The following is a 26,145-nucleotide window of genomic DNA, read 5'->3' as shown; positions in this document are numbered from 1 at the left end:
AAAACGATTTTATTGGTTTATTTTTTTATTTTTTGTTTTTAATCTTCTTTACTTTGCTCCAATTGCCATATACTTTTTTACCATTAACAACTTCATATGCTCTTGCTTTAACATAATAAGTTTTATTTGGTTTAAGTTTTCTTACAACTACATTAACCTTCTTAGAAGTTATCTTAATAACTTTCTTTCCGGCAAATTTGTTATTTCTAGCAACTAAAACTTCATAGCCTTTTGCTTTCTTAACTTTTCTTAACTTAATTGCTACTTTCTTAGCTGATTTTTTCTTTACTGTCTTTTTAATTTTTACTGTCTTAACTGCCTTTGTTGTAGCTTTAGTTGTTGTAGTTACATTTTCTGTTGTTGTCTGATTTGCAGTAGTAGAAACATTTGTTGTGTCTTTTGCAGTTGTGCTTTCTGTTGTTAAATCTTTTGTTATGCTTTCTTTAACTGCTTCTGTTGTTATTTCAGTTGTTGTTTCCTCTTCAATTTCAACTTCAACTGTATAACCATCGGTTTCAAATCCATTAAGTTCTGAAGTAATCTTAATTGTATGCTTTCCTGTTTTGTCAAATGTATATGTTACAGTTGTTGCTGCAGGATATTTGTTGTATAACTCTCCATCAACATATACATTGTAAATCTGTCCTAATCTTATCTGTTCTAAGCTCTGCTGCCACATAACTGATACTTCATTTTTATTCTGTTTTGCAATTGCAACACCTTTTACTTCTAATGGTTTTGCCCACTCTACATTAATTGTTGCCTGCTGCATTAATATTGGAGTGTTGTCTTTATCATCAACATATGCTGTAACAATATATTTTCCTGCCTTATCAATGTTTACTGTTGCATTACCATTTTCGTCAGTAACTGCTCCATCGATTGGTGTAATTTCACCTGTTTTAACATCAACAATTCCAATCTTTGCACCTTTAACAGCATGTGTATTTGCATCAATAACTGACTGTTCACATGCACCATACCATGCATAATTATATCCACTTACTGATACATTAAATGTTTTATCTGTTGTTGTGCTGTCTGTATCAAGCTTAATTGTTGATAAATCATCTGAATATCCTGCATCCTGAAGGAAATAGAAATCAACTACATCATTGTCTGCTGTTTTAGCCTGGTCTACTGTATATCCTGTGTAATATCCATTTACTAATTCATCATTATGTGGATATTTTCCATTAATTGAATACATAAATGTTGAAGCATCTTTTCCAAATGCCTTTGAAACAAATGTACCATACTGGCTTGTACTAAAATCAATGTAATCTTTTGCTGTTGAAGTTGTGAATTTATCTCCGTATACATATTCATGTGCTGCAACGAGAACATCGAGAGCTGATACTCCATCTTTTACTGCATCTGTATAGCCATATCTTTCAGCTAAATATCCATTAACTTCTACTGTCTTTGAAGCTACGATAAATTTGTTATTATCCTGAGCATTTACCGTAACATTTACATTTTCATTTTCTAATATGCACTTATCAAAGTTTTCATTAGAAATATCTGAAATTGCATTTATTTTTTCTTCTGTAGTCTTACTGTTATCCATAAGTAACTGTGCATACTTAGAAGTAATTTCTACAATTTCATTTTTAGCATCTTCGCTACAATCATTTAACTCTTTTCCTGTTGCATATTTGTAAAGTACTTCATTGCAATCATCTGATGCATAGCTATCTGTTACTGTTGCATATGTAGCATTTACTTTACCGCATACAACTTTATCTTTTGAAACACCGTAACAGTTTGTTACTTTTCCTCTTGTTAACGATCCTATTATTGAGCCTAATGTATCACCTGTTGCAGCACTTGAAACTGTTCCAAGAGAGATACAGTTATTTACTGATGAATCTGCAGAACCATTTGCATAGCCAACAATTCCACCAATCATTAAACCTGTTTTGCTTTCAATATTTGCTGTATTAATACAGTTTGTAATCGTTGCACTTGTTGTAATTTCACTTGAGATTCCGCCTGCATAACCTGCTGTTGAAACAACATTTCCTTCGTTTACACAGTTTTCAACAGTGCCATTTGTAGTGCCTACAATACCACCTGTGTATCTGTTTCCTGAAATAGTTCCTTTGTTCTTTGAGTTTTTAATTACTGTTCCTTTTGTATATCCACAAATACCACCAATGTAACTCCAGTTTCCTTTTACGTAGTCTTTAATTTCAACATTTACATCTGCTGTTACATTATTAATTTCTGTATTTGAAGCGTATCCTACAATACCACCTGTATTTGCTTTTGTTACACTCATTGTAGATGGAGCTGTAATTACAACATCACCTTCTACTGTAAGATTGTTTAATTTTGCACCATTTGTATATGCAAATAATCCACCATAAACTGTTGATGCATTTATAGCTGTTTTATCAATTCTTAAATTATATATTTTATGATTGTCACCATCAAATGTTCCACCATAATATACATAAGCTGAACTTGAATTATAATAACTAATCTGTGGGAAATTGTATCCGGCAAGATCAATATCCTTTGTTAATTTTGCATTTAATGCTGATGTTGTCTTTGCTGTTGATGAATTTACTTCGTTAGCAAACCATGCAAGTTCTGAACCTGTTCCAATTAAATATGTACCTTCTTCATCCATCTGTGGTTCTGTGAATGTTTTTCCATCCCATGCATTTTCATCAGCTTTCTTTAACACAATAGTTATTGTTGTTTTTCCATCACTTACCTCTGTCTTTGAACCTAAAGTAAATGTTCCATATTTTGCTACATATCCATTTGCCTTAACACTATAGCTGTATCTTGCATATCCAAGTGCACTGAAATCTTCAACTGTTTCGTTTGTATTTTTATTTACTACAGATAAGTCATAGCCTTTAATTTCATTTCCCTGTTCATCTGTTACATTAACATTAACTCCATAAGTTACTTTTCTATTTACAGGAATAGAGAAATCTGAAATTGTTGAATGCTGTCCTGTAACAATTACTGCGTTAAAGTTTGTTCCAATACCTGCATCTGTTAGTGTATACATATATTTCCATGCATCTGCATAACTATACATTGACTGTAAATTTATGTATCCATTTGAAATTGTATAATCTGTCTGTTCCTGTCCATCTTCAAATGTCAAATTAGAAGGTATTGTAACTTCCAATGATCCACTGTCAGCAACCTGATACTGTGAAATCTGACCTGTTAACTTAGTACCATCCGATGTATTTCCTATTATCTGTAATACTACAGGATTGAAAATACCTGAAACCTTTGGAATTGATCTGTACAGCCCATCAAATGTTATTTTAACCTTATCTCCAGGCATAATTTCTTCTCCGGGATTTGACATGTTTTCATAATTCATCTGAACTTTAGCAGCTCTTACAACCTGATATCCTACAGAACCATTCTTTGATGTAACTTTTATAATGTTATTTCCTTCTTTAAGGTTTACATCATATGTTCCATTTTCATTTGATTCAACTGCTATTCCATCTTCAAAACTACTATGTAAGTCATCTGTTGTTTTTACCGGAATAACTTCAACTTTATCAATTCCACTTGAAGCATATGGTGCAATGTTCATACTTCCTTCTTTTCCATTAAAGAAGAATGTGTCATAATTCCAGCACCAGTCTTTTCCATTTACATTTTTTACTCCTATATCAGAAATGTCTGATTTTTCATTTCCGACATGGATTATTGCTATACCTGTTCTCTTTGGAGATATTGCAGGGTAAAATCCTCCGCTTGATGTACCATCAACATCTATAGCATTATAGGTAACTGCAATTACGGCTGTTCCTGCTTTAACACCTTTAATATCTAACCAGTTTCCTTTTCCGTTAGTTCTATTATCTTCTACTTCTTCTATATCAATATTATCTGCACCTGATAAAATTTCATAATTAAAATCAGGTTCAATCATTATATTTCCTGCATCACTATTAATAATTTCCCATACTCTGTAAGCTCTGAGTCTGAATGTTTCATCAACGTCAATGTTCTTAACATTCTTATCACTTACATTCATAATTAAGTTTGCTTCATCTCTTGTTAATACTCTGCTGTCTAAGCCACTGAAATCATGACTTGTAACATCTTTTCTATCCAAATCAACTGAAAATGTTGCTGATTGTTCGCTTCCAAGGCTCATATATCCTGCCTTAGTTACATATCCATCTTTAGATACACGATATGAATAATTTCCATTTGACTTTGGAACATAGAAATACCATGTTACTGTTCCATCTGAATTAGTTTTTTGCTTATAACTTTCAATTTCTTTATCCCTAAAGTTGTTCATCTGGAAATATACCTGTGCTTTCGCTTCATCAGGTACTGTAATAGCTGATGTAATTCTTGAAACAACTGAAGGTGACCATGAAAATGTTGAATAACCTTTTTGTACTGTACCGTTAATTCCATATCCATAAGTAAGATCATATTCTTCTGCTATGTCTTTATTTGGATATGCAAAATAATTGTAAAGGCATGCATTTCCCTGAGCTACAAGCATATATGGATAGTATGTAATGCCTGCATTTACATATGGTGCACCAGGTGTAGCTGTACAACTATAATAAGGGCAAACAACTTCTGTAGTATACTGGTCCGCTGTTAAATAATTATTTCCGTCATACTTTGTTCTTGAACTTACATTTGTACATCTGATATATACTGATTTTGAATCATATCCTGACTGAGTTACATTAGATGACATTGGAACGTTAACGCACATACCGCCTAATGGATTTGTATACTCTTGTGTACTTTCATCATATCCAAATGCTCTGTATGAATATGTTCCACCATTTAATGAAGCTGTGTATACTCTATATTGTCCACTTGAATCAAGATTTCCACCTTCAAGTTTAATTTCTTCTGATTCATCAAATTCATCGTAACCTGTTTCTTCATTCTGTCCTAATGTCTTATACAATTTTATTTCAGGATTCTTATTTGCCCCTTCATTATCTCTTCCAACATAAAATGTCATGTCATATGTTGTTTCTTCAGGGTCCTGTACAGTTAAATAAACTGTATAAGTTGCTTCTGAAAGTAAGCCTGTTGTTTTACAATATGCTTTCCAGCTATACTTATATTTTCCCGGAGTGCTTTCTGTTACTGCATATTCCGGAAGACTGCTTGCAAAGCCGATAGTGATTTCTTCATATTTTGAAGGTTCTGACCATGTTTTGCTTTCTTCATCGTAAACACTTCTGCTTTCATAATAAACCATTCCATGTTTTTCGCTGTCAGTGAATTTGTCCCCTAAATATGGCTTATATCCATTATAGATATAAGTTGTCTCATTCACTTCTTCCTTTACACCATCGCTTAATGTAATGCATGGTGCTTTTTCTTCTGCTCTTGCAATTGTGACATCATTAAGTGTCATACCGGCAATCATTGTTATTGCCAATAAAAATGCAAGCATTTTCTTTCCCACTTGTTTCATCTCTTCTCTCCTTTGTTTTTTTAGTCCCATATTTTTGCTGTGAGACTTGCCATAATTAGTGAAAGTAAAACTTACCTGATAGCTCAAACATTACTTTTTTATTTACACTATGCTCGCAAAATTGCGAAAAACTTCCTATCGTTTGCTACATATAATTATGTTCCATCAAAAAGTCACAAATATTAGCAACGATAAATAAATAACTTTGTATCAGTAATGGTAATTTTTATTTCATTAACTATGGCAAATTTCACAATTTAAACCAAAAGTTATACTTTTATACATCTTCGCCATAGCTGCAAATTCCATGCACGTGTAATCTGCAGTTATGGCTACTTATGTATAATTTAACGTTTTATAGATTTTACGGCTGAATATTTTCCGTATATCTTCTTTTTGTCTACTGTTCTGAAACCTCTGATTTTGTAATAATACTTTTTGTTTCTTTTTACTTTTCTGTCTATATATGTTGTCTTCTTATTCGAAGTTATTGTTTTTATTATTTTGAATTTTTTACTCTTTCCTTCTTTTCTGTATACAACATATCCACTAAAGTTTTTATTTCTGTTCCATTTTATTTTTAAGTATTTTTTGCCCTGTTTTTTTACCTTAAGTCCGTTTGCTTTTTCAAGTTCTGATTTTGTCTGTACAATGGATTCATTTCCTAAAATTACCCCATCTGTCTTATTTGAAATTCTGATAAAAGGAATAATTTTATATTGATATGTACTACCAACTATTGCCTGTGTATCTTCGTATCCTGTTTCTTTAAAGTTTGCAATTTCCTTATATTCCCCTGTTTTATTATCTAACTTATAAAGCAGGTATCCGTCTGCATAACTTAAGTTATTCCAACTTAAATTTATTTTCTGGAATCCTTTATTGTTTCCGGTAAATCCAAGTGAATTTGAATCCAAATATTCTTTTGCAATTCTTCTGAATACATTTTCAGCATCAATTAACTTTTGGTAGTTAGTTACAAATTTTTCAAGTGAACTATCAAGCTGGTCATATGCATTTCTTGCATCAATTATTGCCTGCTTTGAATCAAGAGTTATAACATCACCTATACCGTTTATTTTATTTACGACATCTGCTGCTTTTTCTTCACCTTCTTTGTCTGTAACGGTAATGTTTACAGTGTCTATTAATGGATCAAATTTGCCGTAAGTAGAAAGTTCATCATTATAAAGTACATAATTAAATGAAACTTCCACATCAGACATCACTGACGTCAGTGCTCTATCATCAACAGTTACATATTTAGTAACATTTCTTGTTTTTCCATTTGAATAAAAAGCTGTAACTTCCATTCCGCTAGGTTCAAATTTTTCGCCTGCTTTATATTCAAGTTTATCCGGCTGTTTTGTTACCTGTATTTTTGTTATTTTGCTTCCAAGTGCCATCATGTATGCTGAGTCGTTTTTAAAATACATTGTTCCATAATCATCCGAAATCAAACTGCAGATTGCATAATTTGCCTGAGCACCTTTTGGTGAAAACAAAACGTTATAATCATTTTCATCCTCGTACTCACTATCTCTTGTAATTATTGCTTTGGTCTGTCCCGGTTTATCTTTAAGTACTCTTATTTTTCCCGGCTCATAATTATCTATAAAGTATACATATGTATATCCTTCTTCTGACTCATATCCTGTCGTTGCAAGACCACTTGTCTGAGGATAGCCTCTTGTGCTTAAGTTATATGCAACACTCATATCATCCAGATTTACAACTGCAATATGATGTCCTGAATTAACTCCGAACTGTTCTTTTCCTTTAACTCCAACATAAGCCCTTTTATTGCAAATAACAGGAGTTGAAGTGCTTGAACTTCCCATATCAAGTTTTTTCACTTCTTCAATTGTTCCATCTGAATCAATTTTTGCTGAACAGAAATCTCCACCTTTTGATGTGAAATAAAATCTTTCTGTTTCTTTATCAAAACTAACACTACATCTAATATCGCCTCTTACATCATCATATTTTGATATAAGATTGCCTGTTAACGAATCAAGAACTATCAATGAACCTTTACCTTCTTCGTCCGCTTTCGCTCCATCATCTGTTCCTACTACAAGATATTTGTCACATACATAACTTCCTGCCCAGTAAAATCCACCTTTTGATGTATATGTCCAGCTCGCTGTCTTTTTTTCTGTTTTGTCATTTACATCTTCATCTGTAACTGACAAACAAACATAATTTGCATTTCCTGTCTCACCATTCCAAAATCCTGTATAAATATATCCGTTGTGATAGGTAATCGGTGAATTTGGCTGACCATATAATGGGTCTTCATAAACCCATAAGGATTCTAATGTTTCTGCATTAAATGCCTGTATTGCTCCACTTGCAAGTGCAACAAATATCATTCCGTCTGCATATGTTGGAGGTGTAATATTAAAAGCTGAGGTTCTTATCATGTTTCCACTTTTAATTACTTTTCCTGTTATGGTATCTACCTTTACAATCGATGTCGCTGTAGTATATACCAAATCATCTCCAACAAGAATCGGCGAACTTGGTGCCCCGCTTCCAAATCCCGTACCAACTTTTTCTGCCCAATAAAGCATAGAATTTGTATAGTCAGTAGGTGTTAATGCTTTTGTCACACCATTATTTTCATCATTGCCTCTGAAATTACTCCATATAGAAGTAATTCCTTTATTTATTGCATTATTAACATCAGCTTCTTTTAGTGTTGCATCTATATTAGTATTTGCTCCTGCAACAAAGCTTCCACTTACAGATTTATATCCGTATTTAGTAACGACATAAGTATATTTTTCACCTTCAAGCAAGTTTTCTGCCGTAAACTGCGTATCAACAACATTTTTACCTGCTATAATTTCTCCATCACTATTTTTTATCTGAATAATACTTCCGTTCGTTAATTTAAAATCTGTATTAGCAAGATTTGTTTTTGCAATTTTAATTATGTAAGTCGAATAACTGCACTCATCTTTTTTAGCACTAATCTTTATTCCATCTATTTCTGTGCTAATATCAATCTTACTGTTTCCATCAACAGGTTCGTCATTTACATATATGTTGTAATTTTCATCATATGGAACTATCTGTGTTTCTATCTTTTCCAAATTTTTCGGAATGCTTATTTCATATTCGTAAGTATCCCTGTTGAATTCAGGTTGTATGGAAATATTTCTGCCTGTTTTTTCATTTGCAAATGTAATACCTTTTAATGTTGTCTGTCTTTTTATATTGAATGTGTATTTTTCTACAACTTTGCTATAAGCTGCTGTTAATACAAATTTATTATCAACAGTTCCTTTTTCAATGATTTTTCCCAGTTTCTTTCCCAGTTCATCATTTCCACTGATAATTATTTCTTTGCTTTCACCATTTGTATCCGTATAGTTAGCTTTAATTTCTGTTCCATCAGGTACACTTTCTTCTAATCCCACCTTTACGCATACTGAATCTTCATAATCGGGAACCGTAATTGTATATTCTTTTGTATTTGCATCAAATGGTGCATCAAACTTATAAGATTTCGAATTATCTGAAATGCCATTACTTATTTCAATGTTTTTTATTAATCTGCCGTCATATTCTCCGGGATGATTTTCTGTTGTTTCTTCTGATACGTTTTCTCCGGAAACATTGATTACTGCAATTGGTGGTGCAACGCATGCATTTCCTGAACTCAATTTATAATTTTCATAAGTTGATGTTGATGAAACATAATAAGTTCCGGGTTTGTCAAATGTTAATGTTATCTGTCCATTATCGTCAGTTTCCTGACTTAATTCTTTCCAATTATCATTGTTATAATCCGACACCGCCTGCAAAGCATTACAGTACACTACTTTTTCACCGGGCATCGCTTCACCTACGAAAGATGAATTACCATCATTTGCTGCATTTGTTGCAGTTCCCCTCATTGTCAAAGTTATGTTTTCATTTGTATGTATGTCAAAAATTCCGGGATTTGTACACTTTGTGCTTTCACTTGTAAAAAATGAAAATGCACCCGTGTGATAGAAATCCCAATCAGAAAACATTGCCACATCGATTTCCATTCCATCTTCAAGTAAAATATAGTCAGATGTTGACCCCCATCCTGCTGCCTGAAGCGGATATTCGTGATTAACATAATACATTAAGTTTTCATCATGTCCCCAAAATCTTGTCATATATAAACTTGTTGCAGAACCGGAAATACTCATTGCATCCTGTAATCTGTCATTTACTACAAATTTTTCTCCTTTTCCAAGATAATACTTTTCAAGCATTTTAATGAAAAGATGAAGTAATGTCGGTCTTTCTACAATTTTATCACTATTGTATCTTCCACCTTCTTCAAATGAATCTGCTTCATATCTGTAGTAATCCTCCATACCATATTCAGCTAAGTCAAAATAACTTATAGTCACAGGAATATGGCACAAAACAGTTTCATTATCATCATTTCCCGTTACAAATTTTCCATCTTCACTCAATGTAAAATAAACTGTAACGGTACCTTTCTCTTCTGTTTCTCCATATACAGTAATTAGACTTCCACAATTAGCAAAACATGTGGTTATTACAATTATTAAACTTAAAATCCATCCATAAATTCTTTTTTTCATTTCGTTCTCACTCATTTTACTTTATATGTTTTTTCATAAACTATTTGCTACTATCTTATATTTCTCTTATTTTGCATTTAAACATTATTTAAGGCTTCCATATTTATAAACAAATTTCCATTTAAATTTCTGCCATTTGCTAAGTTTCAGGAAAATATCTTTTCTAACATTTTCACAGTAATATTTCATTTGATTTACCTGCTCCTTAGTACAAGTCTTGTTGCTATATCTTGCCTTTTGATATAATGTCATCATTTCCAAATATCCTGCTTCACACTCACTCTCATAAGCCTTTAGAAATTCTTCATATTTTTCTAAATTCTTAAATCTATTAGTTTTATCAATGATAAAGTATGCATTCATAAGATATGAAAATAAATTCATTATTGCCTTATTTGTATTGGCATTGTTGTTATCCTGTTTTATATTTTTTCTGATAAAATATAATCTTATTTCATAGATAACAGCCGTAATAATTGCAATTACTAATAAACTGCAAATAATCCATATCAGGTAATTTAATTCAGATTCATTTTTATCATTATCATCCTTTTTTTCTTTTTCAGGTTCTTCACCATTATAATTATCTCTGTCTATTTCCTGACTAATCTGCCTGTTATCATTTGTTTCATTCTCCAAGCCCGATGTAAAGCTGTCATTCGTTCCCATCAAATCCATATATGATTTAATAGTTTCAAATGGAATCCATCCAACACCATCCTGATAATATTCTGCCCAACAATGAAAATTATTCTTAGGTATGTTAATAGTGCTGTTATCATCAGCATCTTTCACATCATCCTGCGTAATAAGATATCCTTCAACATACCTTGCCGGTATTCCAAAGTATCTGAACATTAAAACTGTTGCCGTAGCATAATCTTTATCATTTCCTGATTTGCTAACTTCCATAAATTCATTTAAAAAATTTCCATAATCATTTATCCCCTGAAACTTTTTACTATATTTAATATTTTTATTTAAATAATTTAGTATCTCTGATTTCGCGTAACTGTATGAATCATGATTATCATTATCTTTTTTCAAATATGTACCAAGTATTTCCTTTTGCTTTACTGTCAAATCCAAATATGTTTTATATACAAATTCATTATAGTAATTTTCGTTTTTTAAATACTTTGTCGGCTTATCTCCATTATTTTTAAGATTTTCCACAATATCTGAATAATTAGTCACTATGTTATCTGACACATCAAGTTCATATTTTCTTGTGCCATATAAGCCTTTTGACAGAAGCTTTTCATCTCCTATTTCATCTTTATCTGTTAACCCATCATTATCTGAAACATATTCATATGGTGAATAAATGTATTTAGAAGATGCCCCTAAAACATTAATAGTCATCTTGTTTATATCAATTTCACTATTGCCCTCGCTTTTTGCATTAAACAATTGTGTCTGCCCATAAAAATTTTCTTTATGTAACCAGAAGAATAAATCTGCATACTTGTACATTTTCTTTTTATCTGTTTCATTCCAACCGTTTTGCGAAAAATCTCCTGCCACTAAGCCTTTCAAATAATAAGACTGTGGCTTTGACATTTTTACTTTCAATGCAATCTTATTTTTCTCTAAATATCTCAAATCATCTGTTTTATGATTTATATTTTGGTTTAAGTTTTCCAACATCTTATCTGTATTAGTCTCATATGATATTGGAACACATAAAATGCTAATAACAAGCATTGAAAAGACTATTAATACTTTGCTTTTATTATTTTGTTCAAATGCACTGCTTAATCTTTTTTTATTTAGGCAAATTATATTTGCAAATATTAAAACTGCTGCCATAAGGCAACTTTTTTTACCACCAAACATTCCCTGAATAACTACTGTGACTATTATTCCAATTGCAAATACTGCCTGATTTTCATATTTAATTGCAATATATAAAACAATTGCAATTAAAGCTAATAGTCCTATTAAAAGCAAATCCATTTTAAAGTCAGGATTTAATATGTACTTTTGAGTAATCATTCCATATTTTTTTCCGATTAAATCAGAAATATCATTTAAAATAACTTTCATATTTAATCCAAATGCCGTTATCCTAAACTCTGTCACTTTAAATACAAATCCTGTTATTCCAACCAGAACAATTAATTCCATAATCAAAGCCATCAAAATATCTGTTGATTTTTTATCTTCTTTATTCAGTTTTCTTAAATCAACAGTATTTTGATTTTTCATATTTTAATTGCCCTTCTTTGTTTTATGTGCGAATTTAATTCATCATCTACAGTAAGCCACGTAACGCCTTTTGCCGCTATATTATGTACATCAGATTTTGTTTCTGCCACTATAACCGTATGTGCTTTTTCAAATGACATTTTTGCTATATAATTCTCATATTCTGATGTCTTGTTTAAGCATTTTCCTGCTGCTAATACTTTAGGTAATCTGCTTACTAAATCCTGTTCACTTCTTATGTTATATGAAATATATTTTTCTTTATCTTCCTGCCACCATCCTATAGTATGAGGAATATTTTCGTTAAAAAGATTCCTACTTAATGATATGAACATTTCTGCTAAAGCATCCGCCATTTCATATTTGGAATTTTCAAATCGGTTGTCAAAAATTAATATGATTGAATCTTCTGCCTCTTTAGCCATTTTTTTAACCATTGGATTTTCATATTTACCTGTTAATTTCCAATGGATATTTTTAATGTTATCTCCAATCTGATATTCCTTAATATCAAATACCTCTCCTGAAACTCCTGCTACATTCTCCATGAATTGCCATGTATCTGACGCTTCCTTTGCATTTGAATTTCCAAGTTCAATATCTTGTGTAATGGTATACGGCATAACATATACCTGCTGACTTTCATTAAAATTTTTCTTAATAGACGCTATTCCCCAAATATCAAATATCTCGATATTTTTCAGTTCTACCTTTATGCATCCACAATATTTAGATTCAAGTTCAAGTGGCATTTCACTTTTCTTTGTTATACCAAGGAACAAATTCTCTTTAACTTTCTTTGTCTCGCTTGTAAGTATGTTCTTTATTTCAAAATTAAGAACCATCTCATTTAATGGAACAGGGTATTTATTGTTTACTATTATTTTTCCTGTAACATTTTTGCCCTTATCCACTACATTTGTGAATTTAAGTTCTGCATTTAAATTCGTAGTTGCTAATTTTGCATAGGCAAATGTAAGTATTCCTGTCAAAATCATAATTATAGGAATTATTAAAAATAATTTCTGCCGCCACACTACTGCTGATATCAGAAATAATAACAGCAGTAAAAAAAATCCTAAGCTCTTTCTATTCATTTTCTACACTTTCTATTATTTCTTTCATTATTTCGTCAGTGTTTACTTCATTAATCATTGACCTTGATTCCACGATTATACGGTGGCTGCATACGTCTTTAAAAATATATTGAACATCCTGTGGCACTACATAATCTCTTCCACCAAGCATCGCTTTTGCCTTCGCCATTTTGCAAATTGCCAATGCTCCTCTAGGACTGATTCCTAATTTTATGAGTTCATGTTCTCTCGTTTTTTCTACAAGCTTACTTATATATTCATAAATTTCATCTGACACATAAATATTTCCCGCCAATTCCTGCAAATTTATTAATTCATTTTTATTAATAACATGCTTTACTTTGTCTAACGGATTCTCATGATGTCTGTCTTTCATAATTTCTATCAGATTATTCATATCCGGATATCCCATATTAAGTCTAATCATAAATCTGTCTAACTGAGAATTTGGAAGACTTTGTGTTCCAATCCATCCTGTAGGATTTTGAGTTGCAATTACAACAAATGGTTTTTCCACTGTTCTTGTAACTCCATCTACTGTTATCTTTCCTTCTTCCATTACTTCAAGTAACGCAGATTGGGTTTTGCTTGAAGCTCTGTTAATTTCATCTGCAAGCAATAGATTTGTCATTGCACACCCTTCCATATATTGAAATTCGCCACTATTTTTGTTATATACCGAAAATCCTGTTATATCTGATGGAACACTATCGGGTGTAAACTGCATTCTCTTATAATCAAGTCCTAATACTTTACTAAAAGTTAATGCCAATGTAGTTTTTCCTACTCCCGGCACATCTTCTAATAAAATATGTCCTCCGGCTAATATCGCCATTAATACTTTTTCTATGATTTCATCTTTACCTATTACAACCTTTTTAACTTCTGAAACAATATCTTCTATTTTTTTATTCATCTTTAATACCTTTCTTTTGAAAGCCTAGTCGTTTAATATGTAACACTATATTTATCTTTGATACCATAAGAACCGCTTGACGGATTATATCCTCCAATATCCTTTCCATATGCCAAAGTGTATCTAATCTTTATATCATCACCATCTTTTGGCTTATATTCCGACATTCCGTATTCTTTATATTCATCATTAACACTATACGCCCAACCTGAACCCTGACAGAAATCAAGTTGTCCTAAGCTATCCATGTCATATATGTACTCTCCGGTTGAAGGGTCTATATTAAACTGAAGTCCATCCTCAATGATTTCATCTTTTAATTTCTCATCAATCATCCAGCCTCTTAAAATTCCCGGTCTCGATATAGTTTCAAGATAAAATCCTTTATCCACTGTTCCGCTGTTTGTATATGAGAATCCGCTTTTCTCTATAGCACGTTCAAATATATCTGCTGCGTTATCTCCATAATAAATATCTACTGTTTTAGGTCTTAATAGGACTCCTAAATGAATAACCTTCGCATCGATGCTTACTGTTGCCGTACCAATAACGGTTCCTTCATCTATATATGTACATTTTAATTTGTAACTATATTCCTTATACCTTCCATCGCTGTCTGTTATCTTAACTTCAAGGCTATTGTCTCCATTTTGCAAATTAAGCAAATATCCAACATAATTAGCAGACCATCTGTACTGAATTTTCTTTCCATTTAATTTAACTTCAATTCCGTCATAATAAATTTTATTTTTCTTATAGTCCATTGCCCCAATGTATAAGGTAAAACTCTCGCCCTTAACCTCCATTCCATCAGTGACATTTATATATGAAATAACCGGTTCAGTATCTTTTGTAGCCAACGGAACATATTTAATTGTAAAGGTTTTATTCAAGGATACATTTCCTGAATCTGTTGCCTTAAGTCTAATGGTGTTATTACCAATTTTTAAACCGGAAGTATATGCTCCTTCATTTCCTGTAATTATGTTTCCATTAACAATTACAGATAATTTCGCCTTATCTGTTCCATTTCTTATAACTGCCTGAAATTCAATATTTTCTGCATTAACTGTTTTATTTTCCAAATCGGTTTCAATTCCAAAACCATCCTCATATTCAAGAGTTATTTCATACTTTTTTGTAATCGAATATTTATCATATTCAGCTTTTGCGACTATTGTGTTTTTTCCTTTTTTTAAAATTACAGAATATTTGCCATCTTTTCCCGTTATATTTTTACCATTTAACGATACCTTTACATCTGCATCATTTTCACCCATTTTTGCCTGCAAATTAAATTTGAAAAACGGATTGTTTACAGTCTGGTCCTTCAAATCTGTTGATATAAACAAATTGCCTGTATCTACATTTACCGTATATTTTTTCTTTGCAATAATTTCACGACCGTCATCTCTTCTGTAATTAACCACTATTTCTATAGTATTGGTTCCTTCCTTAAGAATAACTCTGCCATCAAAATTATTTATCTGCTCATCATTCACATACACTAACTGTTGTTCTACCGTAAGACTTTCAACTAAATGTGTAATCGTAAATGCATATTCATATGTAGAAATTGTTTCTCCATCTATAATTGAAGTTGTAAAATATAGGGTTTCTGTTTTTTGATTTACTTTATCCACAAAAGATTTACCTTTACTTTTATTGGATTTTCCTTCATCTGCGGATTCTTTTCCATTTCCTGATTTGTTAGAAGTGCTTTTAAGACTTATATTTTCATTGCCATTTCCATCTGTTTCATTATTAGTCTCTTTGCTGTTGTCATTACTGTCATTATTTTCTTGATTATCTTCGTTATCTGAATTTTGCAAATTAGAATAATCATTAAATTCATCTACCTGCAAGCCATCATTTTCATACACTTTAGATGCCTTTGCCTCATTATTCATTGGGTTTACCGGTGTATCCCCCTTGTGATACCGAATACCCCACGTTCCTATGATTAAAGCCATGGCAGTAAGTATAACTATTATTCTATTAATAATCCGTTTATTATTTTTCACCATAGCCTCTCCTAATTTTTCTCTTTAAAAAATGGCAACAAAAAAAACACATCCTCCTCACCCGGAAAATATATTTAAACCGCATATATGGCAGGTCTCCTGACTCAGCTTCATCCTCGAAAGCGCCTTCCCAGTTTCCCAGTGGCATATTGCTTTCTTGTCTGCATTACAGTAGTGGTGACTGCTTCGGGTTCTAACCGAATTCCCTATTAATCGACACGAATATAATTCTGCCGAACCATATACTGATATGAAATTTAAATCGTCTTTATGATAGCATTATTATTTACATAATGCAATTCTTTTGTATAGTTAATTAGTAAAAGAGTGACTATTTCGGTCACTCTTTTACTCTTAATATACCATATAGTCTATAATTGAACCTTTGTAGTTTGCTTTATACACATATACATAATTGGTCACTTTGTTATTTTTATACTTTACCTCTGTTCCTTCAAATGGTCTAAATTATTAACTATAGTGTCGTGCTTGAACATTGTACATATTAAAGTATAAACCTTTTTCGTTTTCCATTAATTCCTCATGGCTTCCCTCTTCAACTACTAAACCATTCTCCAAGACTATTATTCTATCGCAGAATCTGCATGATGATAGTCTGTGAGAAATGTAAATTGCTGTTTTCCCATGAACCAGTTTGTCAAAGTTCTTGTAAACTTCGTATTCAGAAATAGGATCAAGTGCTGCCGTAGGTTCGTCAAGAACAACTATAGGTGCATTCTTATACAATGCTCTTGCAATAGCAAGTTTCTGAGCCTGACCGCCTGATGGTTCAACACCGTTTTCCACAAACATTTTATAAATATGTGTGGAATCTTTTTCTTCAAGGCTGTTAATCCAATCCTCAATTCCTGCAATCTTGTATATTTCATCTAAATCAACTTTTTTATCCTCAAAAACTGTTACGTTTTCCTTAATTGTAAAGGCAAAAAGTCTGAAATCCTGAAATACTACAGACAACAATCTTATATATTCCCTAAAGCTGTACTCTCCGGCTTCCCTGCCATTTATTAATATTTTTCCTTCGTAATTATCGTATAAATGACATAGTAACTTTATGAAGGTTGTCTTTCCGGCACCATTTTGTCCTACAATGGCAACATGTTCTCCTGCCTTAATTGTTGCAGACACGTTTTTAAGAATATACTTTTCTGTGTTTGGATATTTAAAACTTACATCCTTAAATTCAATTTCACACTTATCAAAGTTTGCCAAAATATCTTCTGTTTCTTCTAAAGTTATATTGTCTGACAATCCGTTTTCCGCTGCTGAACTATCAAATTCATTGTCTTCAACAGCTACACTTTCAACAAAATCAATATAGAACTTTAAAACTGAAGATGTATAATTCATTTCAAGATATGAATTAACTATGTTTCTAATTGCACTTGCAAACTCGCCTGTAGCCTGAAATAAACTTGAAAACTCGCCAATGGAAATGGTTTTGTTAAAAATATTTACCACCAGCAATATATAAATGGTCATATCACTTACAGAATAAAATATATTATTTACATTCCAATATTTCAAGAATCCCATGAAATATTTTTTACTTGTATCATATATTCTGTCCACATAGCCGTCATATTTCTTTTCAAATATTTCTGACGCGTCATAAAGACGAATGTCCTTTGCATATCTGCTTTCCTGCAATTCAGTATTAAAATATGTACTGCCTCTTTCCACATTGCTCATTTCTTTGAAGAACTTACGTCTGCCCTTGTTTACTTTCGATGTGGTATAAGAGTTTACCGCAAAAGAAATAATTACAGGAATCATTAACCAAGGAATTCTTGTACAAACAAGAACCACAACTCCAAGTGCTACAAAGAACTTAGTGATAATGTTTGCCAGTGCTGTAATAAGACCATTAACCTGTCCTGTTTCATTTAATGCTCTTTCCGCATTTTTAATAATATCTAAAACATCTGTGTCCTCTGTATTTTTAAACTTCATTTTAATGCAGTTCATACATAAATTGGTTTTAAATATTCTGTCAAACTTTTCGCCAATTCTTGATATGTTTTCTCCTGTCCACTTCTTAAGGTTTGAACAAATAAAACTTCCAATACAAATAAAAGCTACCCAAAACACAATCCAAAACATATTTCTCTTAGATTCATCTGCAATTTCATCAATAAGATACTGGGTTCCAAGAATTGTTACAAAGGGAGACAGTGAATTTACAATTATGTTTAAAATAAGAAAAGCATAATATTTCTTGTCATTCTGCCACGCAAATTTTCCAAAAAACTTAAAGCAACGGATATTATCTTTATTATTTTTCATACTACTGTCCTCCCTCCATTTCAACTTTTAATGCTTCTACACCTTCATTGATTTCTAAATCAGCATCTTCCACATTATCGCTGTTTTTTTGTTTTTCATCATAATATTGTGACTGAATGCCAAACATATAAGCATATTTTCCATTCTTAGCCATTAGTTCTTCGTGAGTTCCTTCCTCAACAATTGTTCCATCTTCAAACATTGCAATCTTGTCGCAGAACCTTGTACTTCCAAGTCTGTGTGAAATAAAAACTGCTGTTTTTCCATAAATCATATTTTCAAATTCACGATACATTCTGTCCTCTGCCAACGCATCAAGTGCTGCTGTAGGTTCGTCCAAAATAACAACTTTTCCATCTTTATACAAAGCCCTTGCCATGGCAAGTCGCTGTTTTTCCCCTCCTGACAAATCAATTCCTTCTTTATCAAAAATTTTTAATAAATTAGTATGTATGCCCTTTTCGTATGAATTGATTTTTTCACTTAAACCACTTTGCTCCAGCACCTCATTTATCTTATTCATATCAGTTTTGTCTTCCTCTGCAAATGAAATATTCTGATAGATTGGCATTGCAAAACATTCCACATTTTGGAATACAGGTGAAAACAGTTTAAAATATTCTTCCCTGTTGTATTCTTTTATGTCAACATCATTTAAAAGGATTCTTCCTTCACTTGGTTCGTACAACTTCATCATAAGTTTTATGAAAGTAGTTTTTCCGGCACCGTTAACGCCAACTACCGCAAGTTTCGCTCCATTCTTAATGGTTAGATTAACATTCTTTAAGACATAATTATCGTGTCCCGGATACTTAAAGCTTACATTTTCAAATCTAAATTCAAACTTATCAAGATTTATTTCTGTAATGTGACCATCTTTTTCATCTGCTGTTTCCCTGTCTTCCTTCCAGTCAACAAAGTTTCTGTAATCATTAATCATAAGACTATTAGTTCTCATATCTGAATAAATCCAGTTAACATATCCTACTGACGCATGGAATGTAGATACAAGTCCAACATAAAGAACAAAATCCGATATCTGATACGCACCTGTAACAACATTGTAAACAAGCCATGTGTACATAAGAATCTTCTGAACAATCAATACTGATCCAAGGCTTACTTCCCACAAAACCATTCTGTTGTGATGTTTCCTGTTTAATTCTTTGTATGTTTCATTTACACCTGATAACTGATTGAAAAATGCATTTGACATATTAAAAAGTCTGATATCTTTTGCAAAATCAAAATTCTTTGTAGTTGACTCTAAGTAATTCATTTTACGCCATGTTGGTGCCATTGCATCTGAAAACTTGATCTTATCTCTTTTTGTAAAGAAAGATGAAATCTTTACTATTCCAAAAGATATTACAATGAAAATTATCATCATTAATATATTTTGGATTCCTATTAATGCCGCTGACAAAATCATTAATGTTCCCTGGGCAATAAAATTTCTACTTTGGTATAAAACTCCATGAAATCCCTTGCCTCTGTTCAATGCTGTTTTTGCTCTTTGGGCACAATCAAGAAAATCCGGTGATTCCATGTTTTTAAAGTCAGTATGAAATAACTTGTCCATTCTCTTCTTTTCAACATAGCCTTCTGTCTTTCGATATTCAAACTCGAAACTGTTGTAACATGTAGTGCTGATAACATCTAAAATCATCATTATTAAGCAAATAATTACTGTATACATAATTATTGTGTTAAATGGCAAATCATCCTCAATAAATGACAGCACATATTTAGGAGCATATGAATTTAACAAAGTACCCACTATGTCTCCTATAGGCTTAATTAATGTAATTGCCAGCAGTCTTAAGTTACTCTTTCTCTCAATATTCAGGGCATAAATAAAATTATTTAAAAAGCTATATTCCTTCTGTTTTTTCATATGTCTCCTCTTTACTAATGTTACATCTAATTTAATTTTGCGACTTTCATTTTCACATAATTAAAATCAGAAATAAAAGTATACTTTCCTTTTCCTTTAACTTCTTTAACAAAACCTATTTCTTTTAATTTTTTCATAACATTCCTAGCCGTTGAAGTTGAACATTTCAATACTCTCTATCTCAGGAGCACCAAATATCTGATTAGTTTCAATTTCTTCATATATTTTTAATATGTTTTTTCGTTGGTTCATTATAATTCTGACTCTCAATAGCAAACTTTATATTTTGAAAAGACAACTTTTTACTCTCAATAGTTAACTTTTCAGACAAATAGGCATCTTTTTCAACGTTGAAATTATAAATGACTGCGTGCAACACAAAAGCATTTGTATGATAAACTGAAAGCTATTGGTGGATATACATTCTGGTCATATTGGGTTCTCCATCTCCCTGTACCATGCACAAAAATTCCCAACCGTATCTTTCATAGAAACTGGTATGGTCTGTAATCAAATAGACAGGTGTTATGTTTTTTGATTTTAAATCTTCTACAACCATATTAAGCAGATGTCCTGAGATGCCCTGACATCTATATTCCTCTTCTGTGTAGACTGCACAAACATTCGGAGTGAGATCTTTTCGAGCATGGAAATCGTTCTCGATTACTCCCAGCCCACCTACAATTTTATTTTCATCCAAGCAAATATACCAACCATATTCTGTTTTCTTATTCAGATAAGCTTCCATACATTCAAGATAAGCTTCTGTTGGAACTCCCCATTTACTGTGAAACCATTCGGCTGCACAATTTTTTAGTTCTGGCTTTTCTCTTAAAGAAATATACGTGTAATTTTTCATTTTTTCACCATAATCCTTTTTCAAATTTCTTTATCTCTACAAATTTTTATCTATATATTTAAAATAAGGTTTCTTATTAACCTCTGTACTATGTTCCAAATACCATTTAACACTATCTCTCAATCCGTCTTCTAATGATATGGTTTCTGGGTATATTTTGTTTTGACATGATACATTCTTTTGCAAAGTCTATAGCCTCTTTTACACTAATTCTACAACTTACATTTTATTCAAATCAATCCAAAATCTTTGTTCCATAACACCATCAACTACAACTTCGTTTTCTAGTATTCCTCCATTGTTTTCAATACTTTTAGCCGAACCGATATTTCCTTTATCACAAACCATCAGAACTTTATTTATTCCTAGCTTTCTACACTCGTCCAAAGCCAACGATATCATTTTTGTTGCAATCCCTTTTCTTCTCTCTGATGGACGAACACCATCTCCTATGTGTCCACCATTTAATAACAACTCTTCGTTTAAATAATGTCTAATATTTACAGCACCTACAACAATGTTTCGTTCTTCATCTAAGCAAAAAAACGTAGAATCAGGAACTAAGCCCTCACTCGTGTCTTTTACTTCCAGATTGTTACAATAGTAATCAAAATCACTATAATCTAAACGACCAATTACACAAGGTATAATTTCTTCGCCAGTATTATTCCACTCATCCAACATATCTACGATTTTATTACGATATTTATTTGTTGCTTTTACTAACTTAAGTTTCACAATAATACCTCCGTCACTAATCCTTTGTTATTAGAATTTATATATCTCCTCTATAATACACCAATTCCGCTTTGTATATCAAATTTATTTTCTCACATTATATCATCTTCATCTTCTAAATTCCATTTTTCATCTTGGTATTCCCCCTATTTTGATTATTAAATTAATTATTTCTTTACCAATCTTCTCATTATAGATTTTCCTATTTGTAATGTACCAAATCGTATGGATAGTATTTCATATCTTTTAATATAGTGTCATCAATACCTAATAATTTTACAATAGCACCAGCCTCAAAACTCCAATATCCGCAATATGTATAATCGCTTCTATTATGTGAATCATAGTTTTCTCTCCGCGAATTATACCAACCTTTCTTTAATATTTGCTTTAAATCCGATGGATTTCTTGAATTTTCAATGAAATCTTTAAACTTCTCATATTCTTTTTTGAATAACAATTTTATATTATTATCAAATTCTTCACCTATGTAAGTACATGCCAAAAATTCAAGTAACCAATCCTCCTTTTTGCTTTTTTGAAGGAGATTGTAAACTCTTATTATATTCTTCTTTTCTGTTTCAAGACATATTCCTATCGAGAGCATTCTCAATGCCCGATTGTAATTATCCGGTTCAAATACATATATCCATTTCTCAAAAATATTCTCGTACATTTCTTTTATTTCACAAATGTTATCCCCACGCGAATATCTCGCAATCAACATATACTCTTCAATTAAGCTCATTGCATATTTTACAGGTTTTACTCTTTCTTCTTTAACCTCACCTTTTTCAAATGCTGCATTGTATTTCAATAGCATTTCAGTTCGTTTATCAATATATTTATCAAAATATTGTTTAGGCATTATTTTATCTCTCATATTTTACTCCAATACTGTTTTAATAATTTAGTAGTTTACTTCTTCTCCCTGATATCATGCATTCCATATATATTTAAGTTAAACTTACTATATCAGTACTTCTTCTTGGTTTATATTGGCATATTTGTCTATTTCTTTCTGCCATCCTTCAATTGTTTTTTCAGTGATTTTGCTCCAATTTTCTGCCGCTATTACTGCTTTTTTCCGCTCCTCTATCGTTCGTACATGACCTATTTTTTCACTTTTGCACATTGAAAAAAACTCTATTATTGAATCGGCAATTTTCATATCTTTATAGCCTTTCTCATGATCACAGAAGAATATTTGCCCCTTATTATCTTCCTTAACTCCAATAGCATAATAATTGCCCCACGTATCTTCTCCTATTGGCATACAACTTTTACTTTCAAAATTTTTCATATGTTCCTCTATGCTATTTTTAGTGTTAATTCCATATAAACATCTAACTATTTCTTTTCTTTTTCCCTTTATTAAAATTGTCTTAGGAGTATCCCCTCCGTTATATTTAAGCAAAAAATTTTTATAGTTCTCTTCCAATAAAATTTTATTTCTGATTTCAAATTCTTCTATTTGCTCAATAGAGCCATTACCATATTTTGCTATTAACATTTATTTTCCCCTTACTCCTGCAATATCATCATTATTGCTATGGTTAATTAGTAAAAGAGTAGCTATTTTGGTCATTCTTTTACTCCTAGTATACCGTATAATCTATAATTGAACCTTTGTAGTTCACCTTATACACATATACATAATTGGTCACTTTATCATTTTTATACTTTACTTTAACTAGTTTAAATGGTCTTATTCTGTAAAAAAACTTATTTCCCGTCCAACCGATACAATCAATCTTTGATTATCATCTATATCTTTCAAATCATTTTTCAACTCACTCACATCGAACATGCCCTTTTTTTCTGCATCTTTACTCCAATTGATTAATGATTCTTTTGTCCAACACCTAAATGTGGGTTTATTTATTATGTGATTACATTCAAATCTTGTTATTTCTTTAATTCTAATAAAATGAAACATCCCACTTATTACGAGAATTATAAGGATTAAACCAATAATAAGTCCTTTTTTAATTTTTTCATATCCTTCTCCAATTACTCTATTATTCAGTATTCTAAAGTATTTTAACCTTTTCTCCTAATATAATGTATAGTCTATAATTGAATCTTTATAATTCACTTTATACACATATACATCATTGGTCACTTTATCATTTTTATACTTTACCTCAACCAATATAATTAGGTGAATTATTGTTTTTATATTATTTTGCAAGTTCCATCATTTTTTCCAGAGACAATCCATCTACGATTATAGACTTTCCCTTTTTGCATGCATCCGCCTTGATTTTTTTAATAGCAGCATAATAATCAACTTCTCCTATTATTTTATCTAACGTTGTGCTTACTAATACCATCTTCCACTCATCAACTTTTTTTCCATCAACTTTATATTCTTCTTTAGGATTAAGTGGAAGAATAGTACAATTTCCCTCCGTTAATGCAATAGCACCATTTCCTACCTATATTTCTTTGCCATTTCCCTCATTTTTAAGTCCAGCTTATCATTTATTGTTACTCTTTTAACTTTTTTGTCATCGCAAATATTATTTTCTTCAAATTTACTTATCAATTCTTTAAAATCATTAGCACATAATAACACTTGATTCTCTTTATCATGGAACCACATATACACATTGCCTACTTCTTTATCCAGACAAATTAAGTCTCCACCAGCAATTCCCGCTATCGGAAATAAGTTTTCAGGTATTATCGTTTGATAAAAACTGATTTGTTCCTCTATATTATTAGCGTCTTTTTTCAATCCAAAAAAAGAATCAATTTCATATTTTAATAACTTATTATTACTATTGATATTTAAATAATAACCTTCCTTAACATAACTGTTACCATAATTCAGCAAAAAATAACGATAATCATCACAGAGTTTGATTGCATTTTTTTTAGCAAAATTTTCAACCATTTCTTCTGATACAATTCGAAGTTCATTAACTCTACTATCTATTATTTTTCTAATTCTTTCATTATAATTACTCATTTTCCTCACCAATAATAATCTTTTTCCTATTTGTAATGTACCAAATCGTATGGATAGTATTTCATATCTTTTAATTCATAATCATCTAATTTAAGTATTTTAGCTATAGCCCCTGCTTCAAAGCTCCAATATCCATAATAACAGTTAGTGCTTAAGTTGTGCGTATTATGCCAAAAGGCTTGTCTATGTTCTCTATACCAGAATCTTTTTACATATTCTTTGAGTTTGTCCACCTTGTCTTCACTGTTTATTATTCAGAAAAATAATTAATATGCAAAATTTTCTTTAATCATATCTCCCGTTTTGATGTCAATAGAAAAATGCCATTTATTTCTTCCATATACATCAATATCTATTTTTCCTCCATCGCATACTACAGATGGCTGATTTCTAAAAGATGATAAATTCACAAAACTGTATCCTTTAGGAGGTTTTTTTTCAAACAAAAGTGTTCCATCTAAAGCATAACCTTGTAGTTTTTTTCCAACATTATTTGATGTCTCACTTATTATTATCACAATTTGCCCCTTATAAATTTGAGCATCTGCAATATTTTTACAATTGATTTTGATTGATTTATTTTGATACAACCAGCTAATTGTATTTTTCAATTTGTCAACTTCAAATATATGTTTTCCATCAAATGAAAGATGATAAATTTGTTCCTGAGAATAATTATTTCCAGATTCAACATACACATAATTATTCTGCTTATCAACAGATGCAAAATATGCATTTACAAAAGTTTCCTTTATTGTTTTTCCTTCATATATCCAACTTACGCTTTGATTTTTTATATCCAAAACAAAATTATTTATAGTCATTTCATTACTTCTTCTTGAAAAATATCTTTATATTTTTCGTATTCCCTTCTCCACAAATTTCGTAATCCGTCAGTAATATTATGTTCTTTTCCATTAGCAATTAAGCGTGAGTGAGCCATTCTAAAGGATAGTTTGAGGATAATAACGGAATGACTGCATATAACAAAAAATCGCAGAGTTGCATATTGAAAAGATATGCAGCCCTGCGATTTTTAATTATTTGATATTTTATCATATAAGAT

At 31.3% G+C, this 26,145-nt stretch carries 16 protein-coding genes and 1 riboswitch; all 16 genes read right to left on the bottom strand.

What is annotated here, in order from left to right; genetic code table 11:
- Nucleotides 1-25: 25 nt before the first annotated feature.
- The 16 genes from DWW96_RS07340 to DWW96_RS07255 all read right to left on the bottom strand — a co-directional run bounded on the left by DWW96_RS07340 (nucleotide 26) and on the right by DWW96_RS07255 (nucleotide 25,903).
- Nucleotides 26-5,455 carry a hypothetical protein gene (locus DWW96_RS07340; RefSeq protein WP_117909983.1) on the bottom strand — a complete coding sequence of 1,810 codons (5,430 nt, stop codon included), beginning with the start codon at nucleotides 5,453-5,455 and terminating at the stop codon, nucleotides 26-28.
- A gap of 347 nt (nucleotides 5,456-5,802) precedes the next feature.
- Nucleotides 5,803-10,068 (bottom strand): cadherin-like beta sandwich domain-containing protein, encoded by a 4,266-nt coding sequence (locus DWW96_RS07335; RefSeq protein WP_117909982.1) that lies wholly within the window; start codon nucleotides 10,066-10,068, stop codon nucleotides 5,803-5,805.
- A gap of 69 nt (nucleotides 10,069-10,137) precedes the next feature.
- Nucleotides 10,138-12,264, bottom strand: coding sequence for a transglutaminase-like domain-containing protein (locus DWW96_RS07330; RefSeq protein WP_117909981.1), 2,127 nt, complete (start codon nucleotides 12,262-12,264; stop codon nucleotides 10,138-10,140).
- The gene (locus tag DWW96_RS07325; protein WP_117909980.1) at nucleotides 12,261-13,361 is read right to left on the bottom strand and encodes a DUF58 domain-containing protein; all 1,101 of its coding nucleotides are present in this window, start codon (nucleotides 13,359-13,361) and stop codon (nucleotides 12,261-12,263) included. The genes DWW96_RS07330 and DWW96_RS07325 overlap by 4 nt, the downstream gene beginning before the upstream one ends.
- On the bottom strand, nucleotides 13,354-14,277 hold the full coding sequence (locus DWW96_RS07320; protein ID WP_022087965.1) for a MoxR family ATPase: 924 nt from the start codon (nucleotides 14,275-14,277) through the stop codon (nucleotides 13,354-13,356). Before DWW96_RS07320 ends, DWW96_RS07325 begins: the two co-directional genes overlap by 8 nt.
- Nucleotides 14,278-14,309: 32 nt before the next feature.
- On the bottom strand, nucleotides 14,310-16,304 hold the full coding sequence (locus tag DWW96_RS07315; protein ID WP_117909979.1) for a DUF4430 domain-containing protein: 1,995 nt from the start codon (nucleotides 16,302-16,304) through the stop codon (nucleotides 14,310-14,312).
- Nucleotides 16,305-16,372: 68 nt separating this feature from the next.
- A riboswitch (cobalamin riboswitch) is annotated at nucleotides 16,373-16,559 on the bottom strand.
- A 213-nt stretch (nucleotides 16,560-16,772) separates the two neighbouring features.
- Complete coding sequence (locus DWW96_RS07310; RefSeq protein WP_117909978.1) at nucleotides 16,773-18,608, bottom strand: ABC transporter ATP-binding protein; 1,836 nt, start codon at nucleotides 18,606-18,608, stop codon at nucleotides 16,773-16,775.
- A 1-nt stretch (nucleotide 18,609) separates the two neighbouring features.
- Nucleotides 18,610-20,505 (bottom strand): ABC transporter ATP-binding protein, encoded by a 1,896-nt coding sequence (locus tag DWW96_RS07305; protein WP_117909977.1) that lies wholly within the window; start codon nucleotides 20,503-20,505, stop codon nucleotides 18,610-18,612.
- Between the two features lie 406 nt (nucleotides 20,506-20,911).
- Complete coding sequence (locus DWW96_RS07295; RefSeq protein ID WP_022087961.1) at nucleotides 20,912-21,364, bottom strand: GNAT family N-acetyltransferase; 453 nt, start codon at nucleotides 21,362-21,364, stop codon at nucleotides 20,912-20,914.
- Between the two features lie 219 nt (nucleotides 21,365-21,583).
- Complete coding sequence (locus tag DWW96_RS07285; RefSeq protein ID WP_117909976.1) at nucleotides 21,584-22,102, bottom strand: GNAT family N-acetyltransferase; 519 nt, start codon at nucleotides 22,100-22,102, stop codon at nucleotides 21,584-21,586.
- Nucleotides 22,103-22,304: 202 nt separating this feature from the next.
- Entirely contained in the window at nucleotides 22,305-22,985 is a 681-nt protein-coding gene (locus DWW96_RS07280) for a PoNe immunity protein domain-containing protein (protein WP_117909975.1), read from the bottom strand.
- 87 nt (nucleotides 22,986-23,072) lie between these two features.
- The gene (locus DWW96_RS07275; RefSeq protein ID WP_022089252.1) at nucleotides 23,073-23,615 is read right to left on the bottom strand and encodes an SMI1/KNR4 family protein; all 543 of its coding nucleotides are present in this window, start codon (nucleotides 23,613-23,615) and stop codon (nucleotides 23,073-23,075) included.
- A 670-nt stretch (nucleotides 23,616-24,285) separates the two neighbouring features.
- Nucleotides 24,286-24,438, bottom strand: a complete 153-nt coding sequence (locus tag DWW96_RS13980) for a hypothetical protein (protein WP_158562663.1) — start codon at nucleotides 24,436-24,438, stop codon at nucleotides 24,286-24,288.
- A 101-nt stretch (nucleotides 24,439-24,539) separates the two neighbouring features.
- Nucleotides 24,540-25,079 (bottom strand): SMI1/KNR4 family protein, encoded by a 540-nt coding sequence (locus tag DWW96_RS07265; RefSeq protein ID WP_117909973.1) that lies wholly within the window; start codon nucleotides 25,077-25,079, stop codon nucleotides 24,540-24,542.
- 26 nt (nucleotides 25,080-25,105) lie between these two features.
- Nucleotides 25,106-25,312: a PoNe immunity protein domain-containing protein gene (locus tag DWW96_RS07260; protein ID WP_199522681.1), complete on the bottom strand. Its 207-nt coding sequence runs from the start codon at nucleotides 25,310-25,312 to the stop codon at nucleotides 25,106-25,108.
- Between the two features lie 33 nt (nucleotides 25,313-25,345).
- On the bottom strand, nucleotides 25,346-25,903 hold the full coding sequence (locus DWW96_RS07255; RefSeq protein WP_117909971.1) for a hypothetical protein: 558 nt from the start codon (nucleotides 25,901-25,903) through the stop codon (nucleotides 25,346-25,348).
- Between the last annotated feature and the right edge of the window lie 242 nt (nucleotides 25,904-26,145).

The organism is Eubacterium sp. AF17-7, from assembly GCF_003461285.1.
In the GTDB taxonomy this organism is placed as follows: domain Bacteria; phylum Bacillota; class Clostridia; order Lachnospirales; family Lachnospiraceae; genus Eubacterium_U; species Eubacterium_U album.
This window is presented reverse-complemented; position numbering and strand designations above follow the sequence as displayed.